General features: G+C 70.9%; 18 protein-coding genes, 2 tRNA genes and 2 pseudogenes. 8 read left to right on the top strand and 14 right to left on the bottom strand.

From position 1 onward, the window contains the following. Positions 1-149 precede the first annotated feature (149 nt). The 3 genes from tig to ACI79Z_RS10010 form a co-directional block, all read right to left on the bottom strand. Complete coding sequence (tig, locus tag ACI79Z_RS10020) at positions 150-1625, bottom strand: trigger factor (RefSeq protein WP_456902533.1); 1476 nt, start codon at positions 1623-1625, stop codon at positions 150-152. Between the two features lie 87 nt (positions 1626-1712). Beyond that, positions 1713-1786 (bottom strand) — tRNA-Pro (locus ACI79Z_RS10015). A gap of 14 nt (positions 1787-1800) precedes the next feature. Then, positions 1801-3252 carry an amidase gene (locus ACI79Z_RS10010; RefSeq protein WP_456902532.1) on the bottom strand — a complete coding sequence of 484 codons (1452 nt, stop codon included), beginning with the start codon at positions 3250-3252 and terminating at the stop codon, positions 1801-1803. A gap of 45 nt (positions 3253-3297) precedes the next feature. On the opposite strand from ACI79Z_RS10010, the gene ACI79Z_RS10005 reads away from it, so the two are divergent. Further along, positions 3298-3371: transfer RNA gene (locus ACI79Z_RS10005), tRNA-Gly, on the top strand. A gap of 266 nt (positions 3372-3637) precedes the next feature. Here the strand turns inward: ACI79Z_RS10005 and ACI79Z_RS10000 are convergent. The 8 genes and pseudogenes from ACI79Z_RS10000 to ACI79Z_RS09965 all read right to left on the bottom strand — a co-directional run bounded on the left by ACI79Z_RS10000 (position 3638) and on the right by ACI79Z_RS09965 (position 8631). After that, the gene (locus ACI79Z_RS10000) at positions 3638-3901 is read right to left on the bottom strand and encodes a hypothetical protein (RefSeq protein ID WP_456902531.1); all 264 of its coding nucleotides are present in this window, start codon (positions 3899-3901) and stop codon (positions 3638-3640) included. 11 nt (positions 3902-3912) lie between these two features. Next, positions 3913-4062, bottom strand: a pseudogene (locus ACI79Z_RS09995) (IS256 family transposase); the annotation flags it as partial. Positions 4063-4249: 187 nt separating this feature from the next. After that, positions 4250-4996: a hypothetical protein gene (locus ACI79Z_RS09990; RefSeq protein ID WP_456902530.1), complete on the bottom strand. Its 747-nt coding sequence runs from the start codon at positions 4994-4996 to the stop codon at positions 4250-4252. Then, positions 4993-5499 (bottom strand): hypothetical protein, encoded by a 507-nt coding sequence (locus ACI79Z_RS09985; protein ID WP_456902529.1) that lies wholly within the window; start codon positions 5497-5499, stop codon positions 4993-4995. The genes ACI79Z_RS09990 and ACI79Z_RS09985 overlap by 4 nt, the downstream gene beginning before the upstream one ends. Further along, positions 5499-6176, bottom strand: a complete 678-nt coding sequence (locus tag ACI79Z_RS09980; protein WP_456902528.1) for a hypothetical protein — start codon at positions 6174-6176, stop codon at positions 5499-5501. Before ACI79Z_RS09980 ends, ACI79Z_RS09985 begins: the two co-directional genes overlap by 1 nt. 734 nt (positions 6177-6910) lie before the next feature. Continuing rightward, on the bottom strand, positions 6911-7342 hold the full coding sequence (locus ACI79Z_RS09975; RefSeq protein ID WP_456902527.1) for a hypothetical protein: 432 nt from the start codon (positions 7340-7342) through the stop codon (positions 6911-6913). A 541-nt stretch (positions 7343-7883) separates the two neighbouring features. Next, positions 7884-8186: a hypothetical protein gene (locus ACI79Z_RS09970; protein ID WP_456902526.1), complete on the bottom strand. Its 303-nt coding sequence runs from the start codon at positions 8184-8186 to the stop codon at positions 7884-7886. Between the two features lie 94 nt (positions 8187-8280). Beyond that, positions 8281-8631: a hypothetical protein gene (locus ACI79Z_RS09965; protein WP_456902525.1), complete on the bottom strand. Its 351-nt coding sequence runs from the start codon at positions 8629-8631 to the stop codon at positions 8281-8283. 67 nt (positions 8632-8698) lie between these two features. Here ACI79Z_RS09965 and ACI79Z_RS09960 point away from each other — a divergent pair, with 67 nt between their 5' ends. Next, positions 8699-9058 (top strand): hypothetical protein, encoded by a 360-nt coding sequence (locus ACI79Z_RS09960; RefSeq protein WP_456902524.1) that lies wholly within the window; start codon positions 8699-8701, stop codon positions 9056-9058. Between the two features lie 10 nt (positions 9059-9068). Here ACI79Z_RS09960 and ACI79Z_RS09955 read toward each other — a convergent pair whose 3' ends face one another. The 3 genes from ACI79Z_RS09955 to ACI79Z_RS09945 are packed head-to-tail and all read right to left on the bottom strand — an operon-like array spanning position 9069 to position 11969. After that, positions 9069-9947, bottom strand: coding sequence for a hypothetical protein (locus ACI79Z_RS09955; RefSeq protein ID WP_456902523.1), 879 nt, complete (start codon positions 9945-9947; stop codon positions 9069-9071). After that, entirely contained in the window at positions 9944-10696 is a 753-nt protein-coding gene (locus ACI79Z_RS09950) for a hypothetical protein (RefSeq protein WP_456902522.1), read from the bottom strand. Before ACI79Z_RS09950 ends, ACI79Z_RS09955 begins: the two co-directional genes overlap by 4 nt. A gap of 1 nt (position 10697) precedes the next feature. Continuing rightward, complete coding sequence (locus tag ACI79Z_RS09945; RefSeq protein WP_456902521.1) at positions 10698-11969, bottom strand: vWA domain-containing protein; 1272 nt, start codon at positions 11967-11969, stop codon at positions 10698-10700. Positions 11970-12050: 81 nt separating this feature from the next. On the opposite strand from ACI79Z_RS09945, the gene ACI79Z_RS09940 reads away from it, so the two are divergent. The 6 genes and pseudogenes from ACI79Z_RS09940 (at position 12051) to ACI79Z_RS09915 (ending at position 19295) form a co-directional block, all read left to right on the top strand. Then, positions 12051-12539, top strand: a complete 489-nt coding sequence (locus ACI79Z_RS09940; protein WP_456902520.1) for a helix-turn-helix domain-containing protein — start codon at positions 12051-12053, stop codon at positions 12537-12539. Between the two features lie 213 nt (positions 12540-12752). Beyond that, positions 12753-13415: pseudogene (locus ACI79Z_RS09935) on the top strand (T3SS (YopN, CesT) and YbjN peptide-binding chaperone 1); the annotation flags it as partial. A gap of 16 nt (positions 13416-13431) precedes the next feature. After that, a complete protein-coding gene (locus ACI79Z_RS09930; protein ID WP_456902569.1) occupies positions 13432-13686 on the top strand; it encodes a T3SS (YopN, CesT) and YbjN peptide-binding chaperone 1 in 255 nt (84 codons plus the stop codon). Further along, positions 13679-14590 (top strand): S1C family serine protease, encoded by a 912-nt coding sequence (locus ACI79Z_RS09925; RefSeq protein WP_456902519.1) that lies wholly within the window; start codon positions 13679-13681, stop codon positions 14588-14590. Before ACI79Z_RS09930 ends, ACI79Z_RS09925 begins: the two co-directional genes overlap by 8 nt. A gap of 335 nt (positions 14591-14925) precedes the next feature. Beyond that, positions 14926-17163, top strand: coding sequence for a sigma factor-like helix-turn-helix DNA-binding protein (locus tag ACI79Z_RS09920; RefSeq protein ID WP_456902518.1), 2238 nt, complete (start codon positions 14926-14928; stop codon positions 17161-17163). 2 nt (positions 17164-17165) lie between these two features. Next, on the top strand, positions 17166-19295 hold the full coding sequence (locus ACI79Z_RS09915) for a DEAD/DEAH box helicase family protein (RefSeq protein ID WP_456902568.1): 2130 nt from the start codon (positions 17166-17168) through the stop codon (positions 19293-19295). Positions 19296-19335: the final 40 nt, after the last annotated feature.

Raw genomic sequence — 19335 nt, 5'->3', positions numbered from 1 at the left:
GCCGACGGCGCAGCGCGCCCCCGGGAAGACGACGGACGCCGCCCTCCCCCGCGTGCGCGGGGGAGGACGGCGTCCGTGGTGGGCATCCGGGTGGCCCCGTGCCGAGGCTCACCCCGAGCTCGCTCGGGGTGAGGAGGACGGGTCCTCCGTCAGCCCTTGGCGACGTCCCCGCTGTCCTCGGTGGCATCCTCGGTCGCCTCGACGGCGGCCGCGTCGGCGACCTCGGCGTCGGGAGCCTCCTCGGCGGCGGTGTCGTCGGCGGCGGTGTCGTCAGCCGCGGGGGCGGCCTCGGCGGCACGCACCGTCTGCGGGCGGGCGGCCTCCAGGTCGACGACGTTGCCCGAGGCGTCGGTGATCGTCGTCTGCTCGAGCAGCTGGGCCAGCGCCTTGGTGCGGCGCACGTCGGCGACGAACTCGGCGATGTTGCCGCTCTGCTGCAGCTGCTGGGCGTACTGCTCCGGGCTCATCCGGTTGCGCGAGGCCTGCGCCATGATCTGCGCCGACAGGTCGTCGTTGTCGACGGTGATCTCACGCGCGTCGGCGATCGCGTCGAGGACGAACTGGGTGCGGACCGCCTCCTCGATGTTCTTCCGCTGCTCGGCGTCGTAGGCCTCGCGGCTCTCGCTGCCCGACATGGACAGGAAGGTGTCCCAGTCCATGCCGGCGCCGTTGAGCTCGGTGGTCAGCGCGTTGTTGCGGAACTCGAGCTCGCGGTCGACCAGGCCCTCGGGGATCGGGACCTCGGTGACCTCGAGCAGGTGCTCGACCAGCTTGTCGCGGGCCTGCGCGCCCTGCTGCATGACCTTCACCCGCGACAGCCGGGTGCGGACGTCGTCGCGCAGCTCCTCGAGGGTGTCGAACTCGCTGGCGGTGGAGGCGAACTCGTCGTCGAGCTCGGGCAGCTCCTTGGCCTTCACCGAGCGGACGGTGACGGTGACCTGCGCCTGCTCACCGGCGTGCGGGCCCTGCTGCAGCGGGGTCTCGAAGGTGGCCGACTCGTCGGCGGACAGCCCGCGGACGGCGTCGTCGAGGCCCTCCATGAGCGAGCCGGAGCCGACCTCGTAGGACATGCCGCTGGTGGTGCCGTCCTCGAGCACCTCGTCACCGACGCGGGCCTCGAGGTCGATGGAGACGTAGTCGCCGTCCTGGGCGGCGCGCTCGACGCCGGTCAGCATGGCGAAGCGCTCGCGCATGACCGAGACCTGCTGGTCGATCTCCTCGTCGGTGACCTCGACGTCGTCGACGGTGACGTTCAGGTCGTCGAGGGCCGGCAGCTCGATCTTCGGCGCGACGTCGACCTCGGCGGTGAACGCCAGGGTGTCGTTGTCGTCGAGGCGGGTCACCTCGATGTCGGGCTGGCCGATGACGCGGACCTGGTTGTCGCGGACGACCTCGGAGTAGACCTCCGGGATGGCGTGCTGGACGACCTGCTCGAGGACGACCGGACGACCGATGCGCTGGTCGAGGATGCGGTTGGGCACCTTGCCCGGGCGGAACCCGGGGACGCGCACCTGCCGCTTGAGCTCCTTGTAGACCTCACCGAAGGCGTGGTCCAGGTCTCCCCACGGCACCTCGATCGCCATCCGGACCCGCGTGGGGCCCAGTTCCTCGATGGTGCTCTTCACAGCGGCAGTGCTCCTCGGTACGACGGAAGGGGGACGCCGGGACCGGCGCCGGGTCGACCCCCGAGTCTAGAGACGCCGGGGGCGGGGTCGGGGTGGCGGGATTCGAACCCACGGCCCCCCGCTCCCAAAGCGGGTGCGCTACCAAGCTGCGCCACACCCCGTGGCGGCTGCGAGTCTAGGCGGGCACCGGCGGGCGGCGTGCCGCCCACGGGGCGGCCTCCTCCAGCGCGGCGGCGACCCGCACGAGCAGGTCCTCCCGCCCGGCGCCCGCGACCAGCTGCACGCCGACCGGCAGCCCGGCGTCGGTGGTGTGCAGCGGCAGGCTGACCGCCGGCTGGCCGGTGACGTTGGCCTGGGCGGTGTACGGGATGAACGCCCCGATGCGGCGGCCCTCCTCGCGCGGGCCTGCGGCGGTGAACCAGCCGAGCTCCGGCGGGGGCGCGCCCACGGTCGGGGTGACCAGCAGGTCGAAGCCCTGCCCGCCGTCTGCGGCCGGCGTCCAGAAGCGGGCCATCCGGCGGCACCAGGAGCCCAGCCAGGCGCGGGCGCCGAGGTACTCGGCCGAGGTCATCCGGTGGCCGGCGGCCCGGTAGTGGGCGTTGCGCGGCTCGAGCTCGTCGTCGGTGATCTCCCGGCCGAGGACCCGCTCGAGATCGGTGAGCATGCGGGCGGTGTCGGCGGCGATGGTGGCGTTGAAGTGCCGGGAGAAGCCGTCGTCGAAGAAGACGGCGGGCGCGGCGGGCTCGACGTCGCAGCCGAGGTCCTCCAGCAGCCGGCCGGCGCGGGCGACGGCGGCCCGGCACTCGGGGCTGTCGAGCCAGCGCTCCTGCGGCGGGGCGTCGACCAGGCCGACGCGCAGCCGGCCGACCGGGGCGCCGACCTCCTCGACCAGCGGGCGCGGCAGCGGCGGCGCGGCGTAGGGGTCGCCGGGCATCGGACCGGCGATCGCGTCGAGGACGGCGGCGGTGTCGCGGACGCTGCGGGTGACGACGCCGTCGATGGTGGCGCCGGCCCAGCCCTCGCCGACGTCGGGGCCCTGGCTGACCCGCGCGCGGCTGGGCTTGAGCCCGACCAGCCCGCACTCGCTCGCCGGGACGCGGATGGAGCCGCCGCCGTCGCTGGCGTGCGCGACCGGCACGTACCCCGCCGCGACGGCCGCGGCCGACCCGCCGCTGGAGCCGCCGGTGGAGCGGGTGGGGTCCCACGGGTTGCGCGCCGGGGGGTTGGCGGCGGGCTCGGTGGTGACCGTCGTCCCGAGTTCGGGGACGTTGGTGCGTCCGAGGACGACGAACCCGGCGGCGCGGAAGGCCTCGGCCAGGTGGCTGTCGCGCCGCCAACGGATCTGCGCGTCGCGCAGCGGGGCCAGGCCGTAGCAGGTCTCCTCCCCCGCCATGTGCGCCCCCATGTCCTTGAGCAGCAGCGGCACGCCGCGGAACGGTCCGTCGGGCAGCGTGCCGGCGGCCTCGGCGCGGGCGGCGTCGAACCGCTCCCGGATCACGGCGGCGAACTGCGCGTTCGTCGCCTCGATCCGGGCGATCGCGGCGTCGACGAGCTCGGCGGGGCTCACCTCGCCGCGGCGCACGAGGTCGGCCTGCGCGGTGGCGTCCAGCTCTGTGGGCTCGGTCACGCCCGGACGCTATCGGTCCGGCCCGCTACGCTGGTGCGGCACCTCGCGGGTGTAGCTCAATGGCAGAGCCCCAGCCTTCCAAGCTGGCCATGCCGGTTCGATCCCGGTCACCCGCTCCACGTACTGACCAGCTCATATGCTCGTCTGCACAGCTCAGTGGGCCGTTCGAGCTGTACTCGTGCCTCAGCGGCGTGGACCACTGACGGCCCCTGATCACCCGCTTTGACCGCTGCTTGAGGCACGCTTGAGGCACGACCTCGTCTGGTGCAGATGCCGACGGGGCAGTCCGCGGGCGAGCAGCTACGGCCGCTGCATCAGTAGCGTCGGCCCCCACTACACCTCGGGCCTCCGCCGAAATAACAAGTACCGACCGCAGCCACCCGAGTCACCACCACAGCTCCCGCGGGCTGCCTTGGCCCACCCGCTTCCGGAGCCGGCCGAGCAGCTTCTTGGTCTGGTCACCCCCGGTCCTCTTCGCCGCCACCTCGGCGTCGAGCGCCGCGGGCACTTCGGAGACGAGACTTCCTTGGCTTCTTCGTGGGGTGGTGACAACGAGATGCGTCTGGATGCGCAGCACCTTCGCCTCAGCCGTCGCCCGCAAGGAGAACTCCTGAGCGATCAAGCCAAGGGCGGAGGTGTTGCCGCTCACCCAGCTCTCGTCTCGTGCGGTGCCGCCCCGACCTGGGCGGTCGCCTCCGCGTCGATCAGCGCCTGCAGGATCGTGAGCAGCAGCCGGCGCATCACCTCGCCGCCATCAGCGCTGCGCAGTGCGGCGGTCAACCCGAGCAAGGCAGCCTGATCCAGCGCCATCGTGTGAGTCCTCTTCTGCGAGATCCTTGGCGGGTTCTCACACAGCCTCAGGCGGTGGCCCCTCGACGTCGGTGACCGACACCGTCACCGAGACGAGGGGCCCGATCTACACCACTCCAGGGGACTCACTCCGGCCGCCGAACGGGCGTGAGACAGGGCCGCCCGATCTTCCTCCGTCCGGGACTGCTCAGAAGGACACGTTCAGGTCAATCAGCACTTCCTGCTCGTGAACGCGCAGCGAGCGGAAGGACGACGACACCGTCAGCGTCGCCGGGATCTTCAGGCCGGCAGCCGCCTTCACCTCACGACTCGCCTCGCTGGTCACCGCCAGCGTCAACTGCTGCGAGGTGACCCGACCGCCCCGCCGGAAGAGGTCGACCAGCCCCCGCATGGTGCTGTCGTCGGTCAGGTGGTGCTCCTCCAGCAGCGACTGAGCCTGCTCGACGTCCGGTTCATGCGGCCTGAGCTTCGTCGTGACGCTCAGCCGCTGCTCCACCCGCTGTCGCAAGTCGCGAGAGGCGCTGGCGTTGACACCTAGGCCGCCCCTGTCGACCTTGACGCCGCCTTCCTGCAGGTCGCGGGACTGGTCCGTATCGTTGCGCTGGGCGACGACCTGCTTCGCGCCGAGGATGGAGCACAGGCTCGTGAACAACTCGAACTTGCGGAGGGAGAACTTCTCCTCTGCGTCGTCGGCGATCACATAGGCGTCGTCGTACGGGCTCAGCAGGAACATCCGGTCGGGGCCCAGTTGTCGCGATGCCACCAGCCGTTCGAGCACCCGGCTCTCGTAGCGACCGGTCGCGACCGCATCCCAGTTGACGATCCACGTCTCGGCGTCCGCCACCAGGTCGGGCGCCTCGTACGAGGCCTTGTCGCACTCGGCCTCGCGCAGCACGAGGATGCGCCGGCGCATCATCGGTGCGGGTTCGGTCATGGGAGCTCGCGCTGCGACCGCTCCAGCGGGGGAAGGCCCAGCGTGGTGCGCAGCCGGCGATGGGCCCGCTCCAGGAACTGCCGGAAGCGCTCGAGCAGCTCGGTAAAATCCGGCGACCGCCGACGGTGCGCGGCGACCGCTGCGTCATAGGCACTCCACGCCAAGCCGACGTCCACCGTGCGCCCCCCTTCCAGAGCGAATTCGGCGGCGCTGTCGATCTCGGCCGCGGCGTCGCCAGCGAACGGCAGCCACATCACGACCCGGACGAGGCGACCCTCCTCATCCCGTTCCTGCGCAGGCACCTCGAGCAGCGCGGCGTCGCGCGTGATCGAGACCCGGACCTGGGGGTGGGGCACCGGCCGCGCCCGACTGTTCCGCTCACCGAGGAAGACCCGGGCCGCCATGGCCTCCTCGTGGGTGGCCACCCGTCCGTCGACCCGGATGGCGACGTCCGCGGCTCCGACCGGTCTGGTCAGCACTAGGGAACGGCGGGGCTGCAGCATCAGAGAGCCTCCGTGATCGCTTCCATCAGATTCTTGGTCGCCTGTTCGCTGCTCATCGAGCCGCTGACGTACCGGACACCGGTGATCCGGCGCAGATCATCGACCTGCTTCTGCAGGCCTGCCTCGCCCATCAGACCAGCCCCATAGGCGGCATGGCGGGGCTCGGCGTCCCAGGCCTGGGCGTCCTGGTCGCGGAAGTTGAAGACGAGGAGCACGGAGGCGCGGGAGTCCTTCTCCTGACCCTCGAGCCACAGCTTCAGTTGCTGCAGGTCGCGGCGGTAGCGATCCACGGCGATCTCCCGCCTCCAGCGGAGATACGGGGCCCGCATCAGGTACAGGACGTAGTGAGACTTCTGGACTCGTTGTTTCCACTCGAGCCAGGCGGTCGTCTCCCCGGGCACGTCCTTGAGGTCAGCCAGGTGTAGGACGGTCCCGTCGTCCAGGGTGATCGTCCGACCCTTCAGGTCGTACGAGATGTTCGTCGCTTCGTACGTGCCGTCGCCCATGATGCCCTGCGACAGAAAGCGGGCGAGCGTCGTCTTCCCCGTCTGCGATGCACCGATGATCGCCAGCACCTTGCCGGACGCCTTCGCCTTGAGCGCTCCGCTGAAGTAGGCGATGGCTGCCGCGGTGAGGACCGCCCCGAGCCACGGCAGGAGAGGCACCAGGAAGACCACGCGTCACCTCGTCTCTCGACCCTCGACAGCCCGCCTGAACGAAACGGGCCGGCCGAGTCTTTCACGTTCCGAACCGAGCCGAGGGGAGGCTCGAGCAAGCCGGGAAGCGGTGTCGTCGCGCACGCGACCTGGCGACCGAGCCCGAGCACGGCGAAGGGCCGCCGACCTGGCAGAGACGACGCCGCCACCGCTCCAGACCCGACTCTGGTGGGAGCGCTCGATGAGCCCCGCGGTCTCCAAGGCGTCCAGGATGGACGCTCGGACCTCCTCGTCCTCCACCTCGCAGGAGAGCGGCGGTTGGTCCCCCGGCCGGAGTGACCTGAGTGGTGTACGCGCAGGAGCGGGCGTGCCGGTGCAGGTGGGCCGGCACACGGTCGAGCCAGTTTGAACCGGCGCGAGGCTCCCAGGACAGGACCTCAGGGTGGAGCGACCCCAGCGGCCAGCGCCTCAAGGCCGGGCAGCGGAGACGCGGCCGCCGTCGTCTTGCGGGCTGCCCAGTCGGGCGACCCGTGGCACGGCGACCTTCGCGACCGGCACGTAAGCCGCGGCAGCCCTGTCGCCGTGCACGTCGATGGTCTTCGCCGCCAGCCGGCACAGCAGCCGGACCTGCTCGATCGCGCTCCAGGACTCCGCGACCTGCTGCTGTTCGACGCCCGGGTCGGCGGCCGAGCCGCTACCCGTTGGTGCAGTGCCGCTCGGTCAGCGGCAATCCGCCACACCTGAGCCGGGTCGCCTCAAGCCACGCGTTCGGCAGGGACGATGTCGACGGCAGACCAATCCGCACGCGCAATAGGTCGCTCACTCACCCACCAATGGCGAGCCGCATCCATTCCTCCGGCCGCCTCGATCATGCGCGCCCGCCAGGCGGGGTGCATTCGCTTGGCGGGATGCCAGTCCAGCCAACGTATCGCTCGACACCGCACGGTGAAGCGCACTTCGCGCTTGTTACCCGAGGAGCGAGGCAGTCCGTGCTCAAACTCCAGTTCCGGTACGTCGAGTAGCCAAACGACGTCTGGCCCGACGTGCTCGCCGAAAGGCGGCATGTCCGCTCGCGAAGATCCGACGTTGGACTCGGTTGTCGTGATGACTCCGGCCTGCTGGATCAAGGAAAGGTTGTTCTGGGAGGTGAAATGGTAGAAGGTGCCAATCTTTCCCGGCTTGGGCATGTGCGTCTCCCCGCTCGCATGGACGTGAGACCTGTCGTGCCCGCACGGACAAGGCCCTCAAACTGCGACTCCGCGCGGGATATCATGGCACGCGCATCGCCCAGGGCGGCGGCGCGGTGCCGACTTCCCTCACGGTCAACAACGTTCGCGAACCGCGACGCAAGCTTGTAGGCCGCCCACTCAAGTCGTGCGCCGATGCTCAGCCCTGCATTCCCCCGGTCCGCCGGAGGCGGGTACCCTCGCCCGCCGCCGCTTCGGTGGCGGGCGCGAATCCGCCTTTGCCCCTGACGGTCGCCCAACGATGTCCATCCGATCCCTGACCATGCACCTCAGGCGGAGCACGGGACCGTGGAGCGGCCGGCGCCGAGACCGCAGGCGGTCCGTTGACCTCGTCCACACCCGCTCGGAAGCGGATACATCGTGCTCATCGTTGGCGAACTCCGGTCGCCTGAACGATGGTCGTCACCTGTCAGTGCAGACCCACCGCTCCGGCGGAGCCTGCCGCCGTCGAGCGGAGGCGATGAAGCCACCGCGCGACCAGTCAGAACTCCATGCCCCTGATCTCATATGTCGCATCGTCGGTGATCGACTCGCAAAACCGGTGCAGGCCCTCGTCGTCTTCCGGCCTCCGGTGGTGCGGCGGAAGCCGCTTCACTTGGGCCAGGATCTTGCGGAGTTCTCGGCCGGACAAGGTCACCTCCAGCCTCCCGACGGAGTTCCACCCACCGACGGCATCGCCACTGCGACTGGCGTCATAGGCGGCGTGATAGACGGTCGTCGCCGGACCGAACAGACCGTTGTGCAGGGACAGACTGTCCCCGCCCCCCTGGATGTACACGTCCACGGTCGTCATACCCGCACCACTCCCTTGCGTCTTGGACGCGTCCACTGCGCCTACCCCTGATGCCCCCAGCCCACAGCCGCCTTTTGGCGGCGTTTCATCGAGCTTGAGACCTTTCCGTTTGCAGCCGGTACAGGCTGGCCCACACCTCGGCGTAGACCGCCGCTCGGGCCGAGCCCTGGCGTTCGGCGACGGCCTGCTTGAAGTTGCCGTAGTCGATGTGGGCGGCCTCGTCGGCGACGAAGTCGGTCCACTGCTCCCCTGTAAGCAGCACGCGGTGCCGGTAGTCGGCGTGCGGGCGGGTGATGACGCGGGAGTAGTCGCCGTCGGCGAACACCCGGTCGACGAGCTGACGGGCATCGCCCAGGGTGCGCGTCCGCACAGCGAGCACGTCGCCGTCACCGGTGGCGACGGCGCTGTAGAAGCCGGTGGGGGTCAGCAGCCACATGACATCCTCCTGATCGCCTGAGTGGCGGCGGGGCCGGCCCGACGCCGGGTCGGGAGAGGTGAAACGAGTGCCGGAAATCGAGCGGGGGCACGTCTGCGAGGACCGCGCGGACTTCGTCGAGCTGCTGCGCTGGTGGCTGGAGACGACGGAGGAGGAGACGGTCGGGGACGTGGAAACCTTCGGCGGCAAGCCGTGGGTCCTCGTGGAGACGGGCGTTCTGCGGTGTCACCTGAACGCGGACACCACGCGGGCCGGGGTGCGGCGATTCCTCGACCTGCACCGGCCGCACGAGCCACAGCCGACCTGGCAGGTGATCGCGAACGCCCGGGGCACCGTGAACCGGGTGGCGATCGGTCCCGGCGCGGAGAAGATCAAGGGCCTCTACCTCTACACCGCCGAGGAGTTGCCGGCTCCGGCGACGCTGTGACCGGCGGACGTCAGCACCGGCCCGGCGCCCGCGACGTCTCGGGCACCACCGGCGGCGTCAGCCGCTGCGGCGTCGGCAGGTGCGTGGCCAGGACGAGTCCGGCGGCGGTCACCTGCTCGACGACCCGCTGCCAGATGTCCTGCGCCTGAGCGAGGCCCATGGGGGTGCAGCGGGCCGCCATCGCCAGATTCGGATGGATCACCGGGTCGAGACGGAGGCGCGGGCGTGCGAAGCCGGGGGTTCCGGGTTGGTGGGGCCGTGCGGGCGTGAAGCTGAACATGCCCGCCACCGGCTGCGCCGGTGTGGCGCCGCCGTACCAGGTGAACCGGAAGTCGGCGTGCGCGGGATCCTGCGCGAGCCCGTCGGTCACCAGCTCCTCGGCCGCGCCGTGGACGCCCTCCGGCGGGCCGTCGCTCGGGCGGTAGCCGGCGGCCTGTCCGACGACGAAGACGGTGTCGAGGACGAAGCCGCCGTGCAGTTTGCTGCCGAAGAGCACCACCGACCCGGCCGGCAGGGCCCGGAGCTTCGCGTTGGTGGGCTGCCGGCAGTTGGTGTAGGAGAAGCGGTCACCGAAGACGAGCGGGTCGGTGTTCTGCCGCCAGCCGCCGTGCTCGACGCGGTAGAAGGGGCGCTGCAGCGCCCGCGGCAGCGCAGGGCCGCCCGCCAGCAGCTCGACCACCTCGGACTGCGCCTCCCACTCCCCCCAGAACGTCACCTCCCCATGCCGGTCCGGGCCGTCGGGGCACTCCCGCCAGCTGCCCGGGGTGAGCAGGAACTTGCGGCCGTGGTCGCCGGTGTTCCACGGCAGCGACTCACCGACGGCCAGCGGCTGGGGCAGCCGCTCCCTGCCGGGATGGGGGAACTGGACGACGTAGACGTGGTCGGTCACGCGACCTCCTCGAGGATGCGGGCCCCCACCCGGCGCCGCGCCGGGTAGCTGAGGCTGCCGAACGGGGTGTTGGCGGCCCGGCCCCAGACGAAGAGGACCGGTCGGCCGCCGATCTGGTAGCGGCGCCGCAGAACGACGTAGGGCCTGGCCGGCTGGGGAATGGCGAACCACTCCGACCAGTCGGGATCGAGGGCGGGGAAGACGATGTGGGACAGGTGGCCGCGGGCGAGGGAGAGCAGGACGACGTCGGGCCGCAGCAGCTCGGTCAGCTCATGCCACAACTGGACCCCGCCGATCGAGAGCTGGGCACGGACGGCGGCCGGCAGACGGCTCCAAGTCGGGGACGTGGGCACCGGGCTGCACAAGTCGGTGTGCACCGCGGTGCTGGCCCCGAAGCCGCCGTCGAACGACGCCTGCAGCCCCTCCAGCAGGGGCCGGTAGGTGTTGAACCACCGCCAGTAGGGAGCGACGCGGAAGTAGTCGTTCAGCGAGGCGACGTAGGCGTCGCCGGCCTGCCGGACACCGCGTGCCGCGGGGAACCGCTGGTCGGGTTGTTCGGCGGGGAACTCGACCTGGGAGGGGTTGAGGCCGGCGGTGAGGATCCGCAGCGGCGAGGCGGCGTACGCGGCGGTGTCCCCGAACCAGGCGATCGGCCGGGACCCAGGGGTCACCACCGGGCCACAGACCTCCGTGGCCTCGCGGTGGGCGCGGAACGCGGCGTCGGCCGCGGCGAGCAGCTCGCTGCGCATGTCAGCTCGGCCTCCGTCCCCGGGTCCGGGACTTGAGGGCGGCGTCGGCCGACATCCGCTTGGAGGCCCGGGTCGCCAGCCCGCTGCCGGCCTCCAGCGCCAGCTCCTGCAGCTGGGCGGACTCCTCGCGCAGGTCGGTCGCCAGCTCGCCGGGAGCGGCGGCGAGGGCGCCCTCGACGGCCCGGCGAGCATCGGTCAGGACGCGCAGCGCCCCCGGGACGTCTCCCGCCTGCAGCAGGCGCGAGGCGGACCGCTTCGCCGCCTGGGCCCGCTGATAGAGCAGCTCGCTGCGGACGACGGGATCGGGCACCCGACCGGCCGCCGCGTCGCCGGGCACCACGTTGACCTGCACCGGCAGTGCGACGACCTGCTCGACCAGCGCGGGCACGGCCACGTACCGCAGCGTCAGGGTGGCGATCCGCGCCAGGCCGAGGGCCGGCATCCCGGGCACGGCGAAGCTGAGCACCACCTTGCGCACCTCACCGGACAGGAAGCCGCCGAGCTCGACCATGACCCCGCCCGGCACGGGCTGGGCGGGCAGGTCGTTGGCCACGGCCACCGCCGCGACCTGGGGCGTCATCTCGACCAGCAGCGAGGCGGCCTGCACCGACTGGGACAGCAGGCCGTCGACCTCCGCGGCGATCGCCCCGACGGCCGTGTCGGCGTCCTCGGCGAACAGCTCCGCGCCGCCACCACCGCGGGCGACCGCACCCAGCAGCGTCTCGTCAAAGCCCAGCCCGAACCCCAGGGTCGTGGTGGTCACCCCGGCCGCCAGCGCCGCGCCGGCGACACCGGCGAGCCGATCGGGGTCCACCACCCCGGCGTTGGCGTGACCGTCGCTGATCAGCAGCACCCGCGCCATCGCGCAGTCCCCGGCGCCGATGGCCCGGCGCGCCTCCTGCAGCCCGCGCAGGTAGCCGGCGGACAGATCGGTGGTCCCGCCCGCCTCGACGGCCCGGATGCGCCGCTTCAGCGACTCCTTGTCCGCGCACGGCTGCACCGGCACGACGACGTCCACCTTGTTGTCGAACACCACGAGGCCGAACCGGTCGTCCGGGTCCAGCCGGTCGACCAGGTCCGCCAGCGCCCGCCGGGCGCCGTGCAGCCGCTCGCCGGCCATGGAGCCGCTGCGGTCGAGGACGACCACCAGCGCGGCCGGCGGGCGCCGGTGGGTCGGCCCGGTGGCCGGAGCCGTCAGCTGCAGCAGGACGCTCACCTCGTCCCGCGCCTCGAGGGCCACCGCCTCGATGTCCAATGTCGCCGTTACGTGCATGGCATCTCCTCAGCTCGCGCACCCGCGGTGATACGATGCATACAGCATAATGCTCACAGCATAGCTACGCAAGGAGCATCGATGACCGGCCGGCAGGACAAGAGCGGGGACGAGGGCCTGGCGCGCCTCATCCGGGGCCGGCGTGAGGCCCTGGGGCTGAGCAGGCGCGACCTGGCGGACCGGACCGGCCTGTCCTATCCCTACATCTCGCAGCTGGAGACCGGCTACCGCCTGCCCTCCCCCAAGGTCATGCATCTCCTGGCGCGCACCCTGGGGATGCCGGCGAGCGATCTCTTCCAGGCCCTGCCCGGCGACACCGGGCAGGACGCGGCGGTGGATGCTCCCGCCGCGGCGCCTGGGGCCCCGGAGTCGCGGTGGATCGGGAATCCCGACTACCGGGAGCCGGCCCCGCAGCCGCGCCCCGGCACTCCGGAGGAGGCTGCCCGCGCGGCGATCAGTGCGCTGGAGGTCCTACCGCCGGACCGTCGCCTGGAGGCGCTGGCCACGGTCCAGGCCGCGGTGCTCGCCGGCGTCGTGCGGGACCAGGCCATTGGCACCCCGCCGGCCTGACGGACGCCAGCGGCCTCCCCCTTCCCGGCACGCGCTCCTCCATCGTCGACCCGGCCAGGACCGGCGCCGGTTCGGGCCAGCAGTCCTCCTGGCGGGTGAAGAAGTGCCCGGCGGCTGGCCGCACCCTGGTCGTCGCCCGCACGATGCGCGTCGGCGCCGGGGAGACCTGTGTGCCGCGTACTGGCGGGCCGGGTCCGTTCGAAAGAGCGACGCATGCCCCGATATCGATTCGCGTGGACGAACTTCCCCGGTGAACTGCTGCAGGCGCTCGCCGACGCGGGAGGACTCCAGGGGGACCCCGCGGAGGCGCTGCGCCGACGTTACGGGGCACGCCCCCGGCCCTCCTTCATCCAGGAGATGTGGCCCACGCTGCTAGAGGCCTGGCTGCCCACCGACCACGCCAGCCGCGGCGCGCTCACCGAGGCGTTGCGAGAGCTCGGGCTGGGTCGGTCGGACATCGGCATCCGCGGGACGCAGGAACAGCTCGACTACCTGCGGACCTGCCGGAACGCGCCACGACTGCGCGAGGTCACGCTCTCCGCCTTCCTGGCAGCGGGCGAACAACCACAGGCGGCCACTGGCACCGAGAAGGTCCGCGTGCCGGCCGTGCGACAGGTCGCCGAGGTGAGCACCGCGGACCCCGCGCAGGACCCCGCCTCCCCTCCGCGGCGCAGCACGTCGGGCGAGCAGCGCACGCCCGCGAGCCGCGACAGCAACCTGAACGCATGGGTGGAAGCGGTGCTGTGCGACGCCCTGGGCTGGAATGAAGCCAAACGGGACGCCGACGGTGACCTACCGATCCCCCGGGGCAGCGCCGTGCTGTTCGTCCGCCAGCACGACGGCAAGTCACCCTTCCTCGAGCTCTTCTCTCCGCTCTTGAGCGGATTTCCACCTGTCGCCGGAGGTCTACGAGGCGGTCAACACCATCAACTCGAGCGTGGCGATGGCCAAGGCCATGGTGACCGGCGACGGCCGAACCATCCTCCTCAGCGCGGAACTACTCGTCGACACGCTGTCGCCGTCGGAGTTCATGTTCGCCGTAGACATGGTCAGCAACGCCGCGGACCACTTCGACACCCTGCTGCAGAAGCGCTTCGGCGGGCACACGCTGCTCAAGGACGACTACTCCGACTCGACCGATGTCTAGGACCCGGGGCGGCGCGCTCAGCGCTCTGAGCGAGGAGATCGCCGCACTCGCCCTGGCCGTCGTGCCGTCCACAGCGATCGTGACCGGCCAGACCCGGGACTTCGGCGGCGGCAGCGGGTCGGCGTGGCTGTACGACGACCGGCACCTGGTCACCAACCACCACGTCGTGGAGGACCTCGTCGCGCCGGTGTGGGTCCGGTTCCCAGATTGCCAGGAGACCCGCGCGGAGGTCGTCGGGCGCGACGCGCTCACCGATCTGGCCGTGCTGCAGGTGCCGCGCCAGGCGGCCGGCCCTCTGGCGCTGCGCCCACTGCCGGCGCGCCTGGGCGAGTTGTGCTTCGCCCTGGGGAGCCCGTTGGGGAGCTATCCCGAGAGCATGTCCTTCGGCATCGTCAGCGGTCTCAAGCGGAGCCTGCCGACCAACAGCGGACGCCAGATCTACGACATCATCCAGACGGACTGCGCGATCAACCCCGGCAACTCGGGCGGCCCGCTCATCGATGCTCACGGCGACGTCCTGGGCGTCAACACGGCCGGCATCCGGGGCGCCGAGGGCATCGGGTTCGCGGTGCCGGCCGACACGGTCGCCGGGATCATCCCCGAACTCCTGGCGTACGGCTCCATCGCGCGGGCGTGGCTCGGGGTGAGTGTCGCCCCGCAACGGCCGGACGAGCGGACAGACGGCGAGCGCCTGGTCGTGACCGCGGTACGTCACACGGCCGCCGGCCCCTTCCAGCACGGGGACGTCCTGCTGGCCGTCGGACCGCACGACGTGCGGACCCGCCAGGACCTGTTCCGCATTCTGCGCAGGGACATGATCAAGAGCCGGGTGCCCGTCATTGTGTGGCGTGCAGGTCGCCGGTTCTCCTTCGAATGCCTGCCCGCAGAGCTGCAACAGTCATAGCGCTCGGGTGGACTAGAGCCGGTGCCGCCCCAACGGAAGACTGTCGTCCTGGGCCGCATGTCCGCCCAACCCATGCCCGAAGGCGCCCACTCGTGTTGCCGACGGGCGTGAGTGACACGCCGAGCACGGCAGCGGCGTCGATACGCCTCGCTGTAAGGCAAGCTCGTCCGGGTTCGCGAGCGTCACCCCTTGTGGTGGGTCGCTGACCCACCACGATCGCACTTCGTCCATCATGCGGGGTCCACGGTGCGGTCTCTGGCATGAACTGCACCGGCCGAGATCCAACGGGTTGTCGGCCGCCGCGATGGATCGGACCCCGGAGGAGTGACACCCAGGTGATCGGAGACTTGGGATACGGCGACCTGCGCCCGCGCACCTGGGTCGACGCCTTCCCCTGGCTTAAGGGAGCCGCCGACGCCTCGGGTCACCCCTGGTGGGCCGAGCCGATCGACGAGCCCGGCGTCGCCGTCCGGCAGCAGCGGATCGCCAGCATCGCCGAACTGGCGATGGGCCGCCTCAGCCAGTGGACGATCGGCCAAATCTTCCCCGGCCTGTCGCCGGAGACGGAGCTGCTGCAGCTGCGGATGCCGGTGCGGGCGCTCAACGCGCTCGGGCGGCACGGCTGCCTCACCGGCGCTGACCTCATGGGCGTTCACTTGCACGCAGTCATGGCGTGGCAGCAGGTCGGCGTTGGCACCGTCGACTCCATCCTTCAGGCGGTGGCGGACGTCTCGACCTCGCTGCCGACGCCGCGGGTCAGCGCCCCCTGGTCCGCCGGCGACGTGACGCCGGCGTCGGAGGACCGCGCGGCGCATCAGCCGGACTGGCTGGCGGCGTTCGTCGAGGACCTCGACCGCGTCGCCACTTGGTACGCCACGATCGGGCAGCCCGAGCGGGCGCTGCTGGGGGCAGCGCTCGCCCCCGGGACGCCGGACGAGGTCGTCAAGGCCCGGGACCGCCTCGAGGCACGGACCGCGAGGGATGTTCTCCCCGACGGGGCAGCGGAAATGGACGTAGCGAGTCTTTTCGAGGTGGCACTGGCGACCCTCGACCCCCGGGCCGTTCAAGTCTTGGCCAAGCGTCTCTTCGCTGACAATCCACGGACGCTGGATGAAATCGGGCGCGAGTACGGCGTGACCCGAGAACGAATCCGGCAGATTGAGGGGAAGGCGCGCGGGGCACTGCTCGGCCTAGTCGGCGACGGTGGCCAGCTGGGCCTGGTCGGCGATAGTGGTCAGCTTTCGATGGTTGCCGAGACTGCCCGGACCCTCATTGGAACGATTCGGCCGCTGGACGATCTGCTGGCTCTCATGCCGGCTCTCGGAAAGACCGTTGCGTCAGTCGGCCAGCCGGCATGGCGGGTCCTCGATCGCCTCGACGACGCCTATGAAATCGAGGACGGCTGGTGTGTCGTGCCGACCACCACCGCAGCCCGGACCCTGACCCAGACTCAATTGCAGGAGCGGGCTGACCGCTACGGCGTCGCCCGGCTCGACACCCTCAGCCTCGTGGAGAGCAGCCACCCGGAACGAGTGACGGAACGAACCGCGGCCTGGCTGACGCACTGCGGCTACATCGTCGACGGCGACTTTGTCCTTACTCGGACGCAGTCGGTGCAGGACTACGGCGCGGCGGTGCTGTCGGTTGTCGGCTCGCCGCTCAGCGCTCAGGAGATCGTCGACCGCTTCGTCATCGAGCGCAGCGCCAACTCGCTGCGCAACGCCATGAGCAGCGACGACCGCTTCGAACGCGTCGACCGAGACCGCTGGGCGCTCCGGGAGTGGGGCATGGAGGCCTATGCCGGCGTCCGGTCCCTAATTCGAGAGCGGGTGGCCCGTAGCGGCGGGCGTGCCCAACTCGAAGACTTGGTCGAGTACATCACCGGCCGCTACACCGTCACCGCCAGTAGCGTCGTGGCGTACGCCAGCTCGCCGCCGTTCCAGTGCAAGGCGGGCGTGGTCACGCTCGCGAGCGACGACCGTGAGGTCCGTAAGACACCCGAGGAGACCCGCCGCCTCTTCCGCCGTCCGGATGCCTGGGCCTACCGCGTACGCATCACAGCCGACCATCTGCGGGGCAGCGGCTCAGCAGCACCGGTGGCCATCGCGGGGCTCCTCGGCTTGCAGTTCGGACAGACGCGCCAACTCGCGTCACCTCTCGGGCCGCAGGCCATCGCATGGACCGCCAACCAGCCGTCCTTCGGCACCATCCGCCGCTTCCTGCTGGCCGGCGATGTCGCGGCGGGCACCGAAGCGTTCCTCGTGATCCACGACGACGGCAAGTTCTCCTTCGAGCCTGTTCGAGACCTGACCGGCGACCCGCTGCCCGATGCACTGAGCTTGATCGGCGCGCCGGTGACCGCCGACCGCGACGAAACCCGCAGCCTGTTGGCCGCAGCCGTCGGGCTTTCAGCAGCCACGCCGGTCACCAGCGTGATCGGCAGCTACCGCGAACGCGGTGATATCGACGTCGCAGACCTTCTGACGAGCATCCGCGAGTCCCTGGAGACAGGCCACACGCCGCCGTCTCCCACGCACCGTGTTGCCGTCGACGACATCCTGGATCTGCTGTGAGCATGCCTCCCCGAGGCCTGCGGTCCCTGTCCCTGCATGACCGTTATCGCAGCGATCAGGAAGACGTCGTCGCCACCTTCTACGTGCCTGCGTTCACCGTCGCGTCCAGCTACAGCCGAGCGGTGGGCTACTTCACCTCCAGCAGTCTCGCCCTGTACGCCCGCGGGATCGAGATGTTCGCCGCGCGGGGCGGCACGATGCGGGTGGTCGCCTCTCCGCATCTCAGCGAAGACGACATCGTGGACATCGAACGCGGCTACGACGTCCGCGCGGTCATCGAACGGGCGACCATGCGCGAGCTGGAGCTCGAGGAGCGGGAACCGGTCCTCGACGGGCTCGGCATGCTGGGCCGCCTGATCGCCGAGGGCCGGCTCGACATCAAGCTGGCATTCGTCGAGCAGGCGGGGCGCGTTGGCATCTACCACGAGAAGATCGGCGTCTTCCGCGACGACTTCGGCGACCTCGTCGGCTTCACGGGCAGCAGCAACGAGACCTACGGCGGTCTCATGGCCAACTTCGAATCTGTCGAGGTGTACCGCGGCTGGGCGGCGGGGGACGGCGCGCGGGCCCTCCGGCTCGAAAGCGACTTCCAAGCGCTCTGGGCCAACCAGACGCCGAACCTCGCGGTTGAGCGCTTCCCGGACATTGCCCGCGAGCGGCTCATCAAGCTCGGCAGCGAGCGACCGCATCGCCCGGTGCCAGGCCGCGACGACGCGCTGACGCCCGCCCCGCCCACCGTCTCCGAGCCGATGCGGCTGCGCATCCCCGACTGGCTGGACGTCCGCGGCTACCAGCGGCAGGCGGTCGAGTCGTGGCTTCGCCAGCAAGGCCGCGGCATCCTCAAGATGGCCACCGGCACCGGGAAGACGAAGACGGCCATGATCGCCGCCACCCAGCTCGGCAACGTCCTGGGGCAGCGCGAGCAACCCCTCGTCGTGCTCATCCTGGCGCCGTTGCAGCACCTGGTCGACCAGTGGATCACCGAGGTCGAGGACTTCGGCGTGCGTCCGATCGCCATCTACGAGGCGAGCCAGAAGTGGATGCGCGCCGTCGAAGACCAACTGGCCGAAGCCCGTCTCGGGCAGCGCCCGGTGGTGGTCATGGTCGCCACCAACAAGTCGTTCGCCGGCGACAGGTTCCAGGCGGTGCTGTCCCGCATCACGCAGCCGCTGCTGGTCATCGCCGACGAGGCGCACAACCTCGGCTCGTCGACGTATCGCGCGGCACTTCCCCCGGGCGCCACCTACCGCCTGGCCCTCTCGGCGACACCGGAGCGCTGGTTCGACGATGCGGGCACCGACGCGCTCATCGACTACTTCGGCCCCATCGTCTTCGAGCTCGGTCTCGGCCGGGCGATCGAGATGGGAGCGCTGTGCCGCTACAGCTACCTCCCGCGGCTCGTGGAACTGAACGACCACGAGACCGCTCTGTACATCGATCTGACGACGCAGATCGCCAAGCGCATCGCCGCAGGCGACAGCGTGCAGGACACCGATCCTGACTCCCCCATCGGCTTCCTGCTGCGGCAGCGCGCCGGCGTCCTGGGGCATGCCGAGGGAAAGCTGACGGCGCTCCAACAGGACCTGACCGCACGCCGAGAGTCCTGGTTCCAGCTCGTCTACTGCGCCGAGGGCCGGCGACCGACGGAGCCGGGTGACCCGCCGGGGCCCAACCAGCTCGACGAGGTCATGCAGTTGGTGGGCCACCGGCTGCAGTTGCCGGCCCACTCCTACGTCTCCGACACGCCCCGGCCGCAGCGCAAGGTGCTGCTGCGCCGCTTCGGCACGGGCGACGATCTACGGGTACTGGTCGCCATGCGCTGCCTTGATGAGGGCGTCGACATCCCCGATGCCCGCATCGGCTACCTGTTGGCCAGCAGCAGCAACCCCCGCCAGTTCATCCAGCGGCGCGGACGCCTGCTGCGCCGTGCCCCCGGCAAGGAGCGGGCCGAGATCCTGGATTACCTGGCGGTGCCGCCGGCCGCGGCACCGGTCAACTTCGATGTCGAGCGAGCCCTCTTGGCGCGTGAGCTGCAGCGGGCCCACGAGTTCGGCGCGTTGTCGGAGAACTATGCGACCACGCTTCAGGTGCTGCGGCCACTGAAGGAGCGGTACCAGCTCCTGGACATGTAAGCGGCGGCACCCTCGCCCACGACCACGACCACGGCAAGGA

It is taken from the genome of Geodermatophilus sp. SYSU D00663, from assembly GCF_054050655.1.
This window is presented reverse-complemented; position numbering and strand designations above follow the sequence as displayed.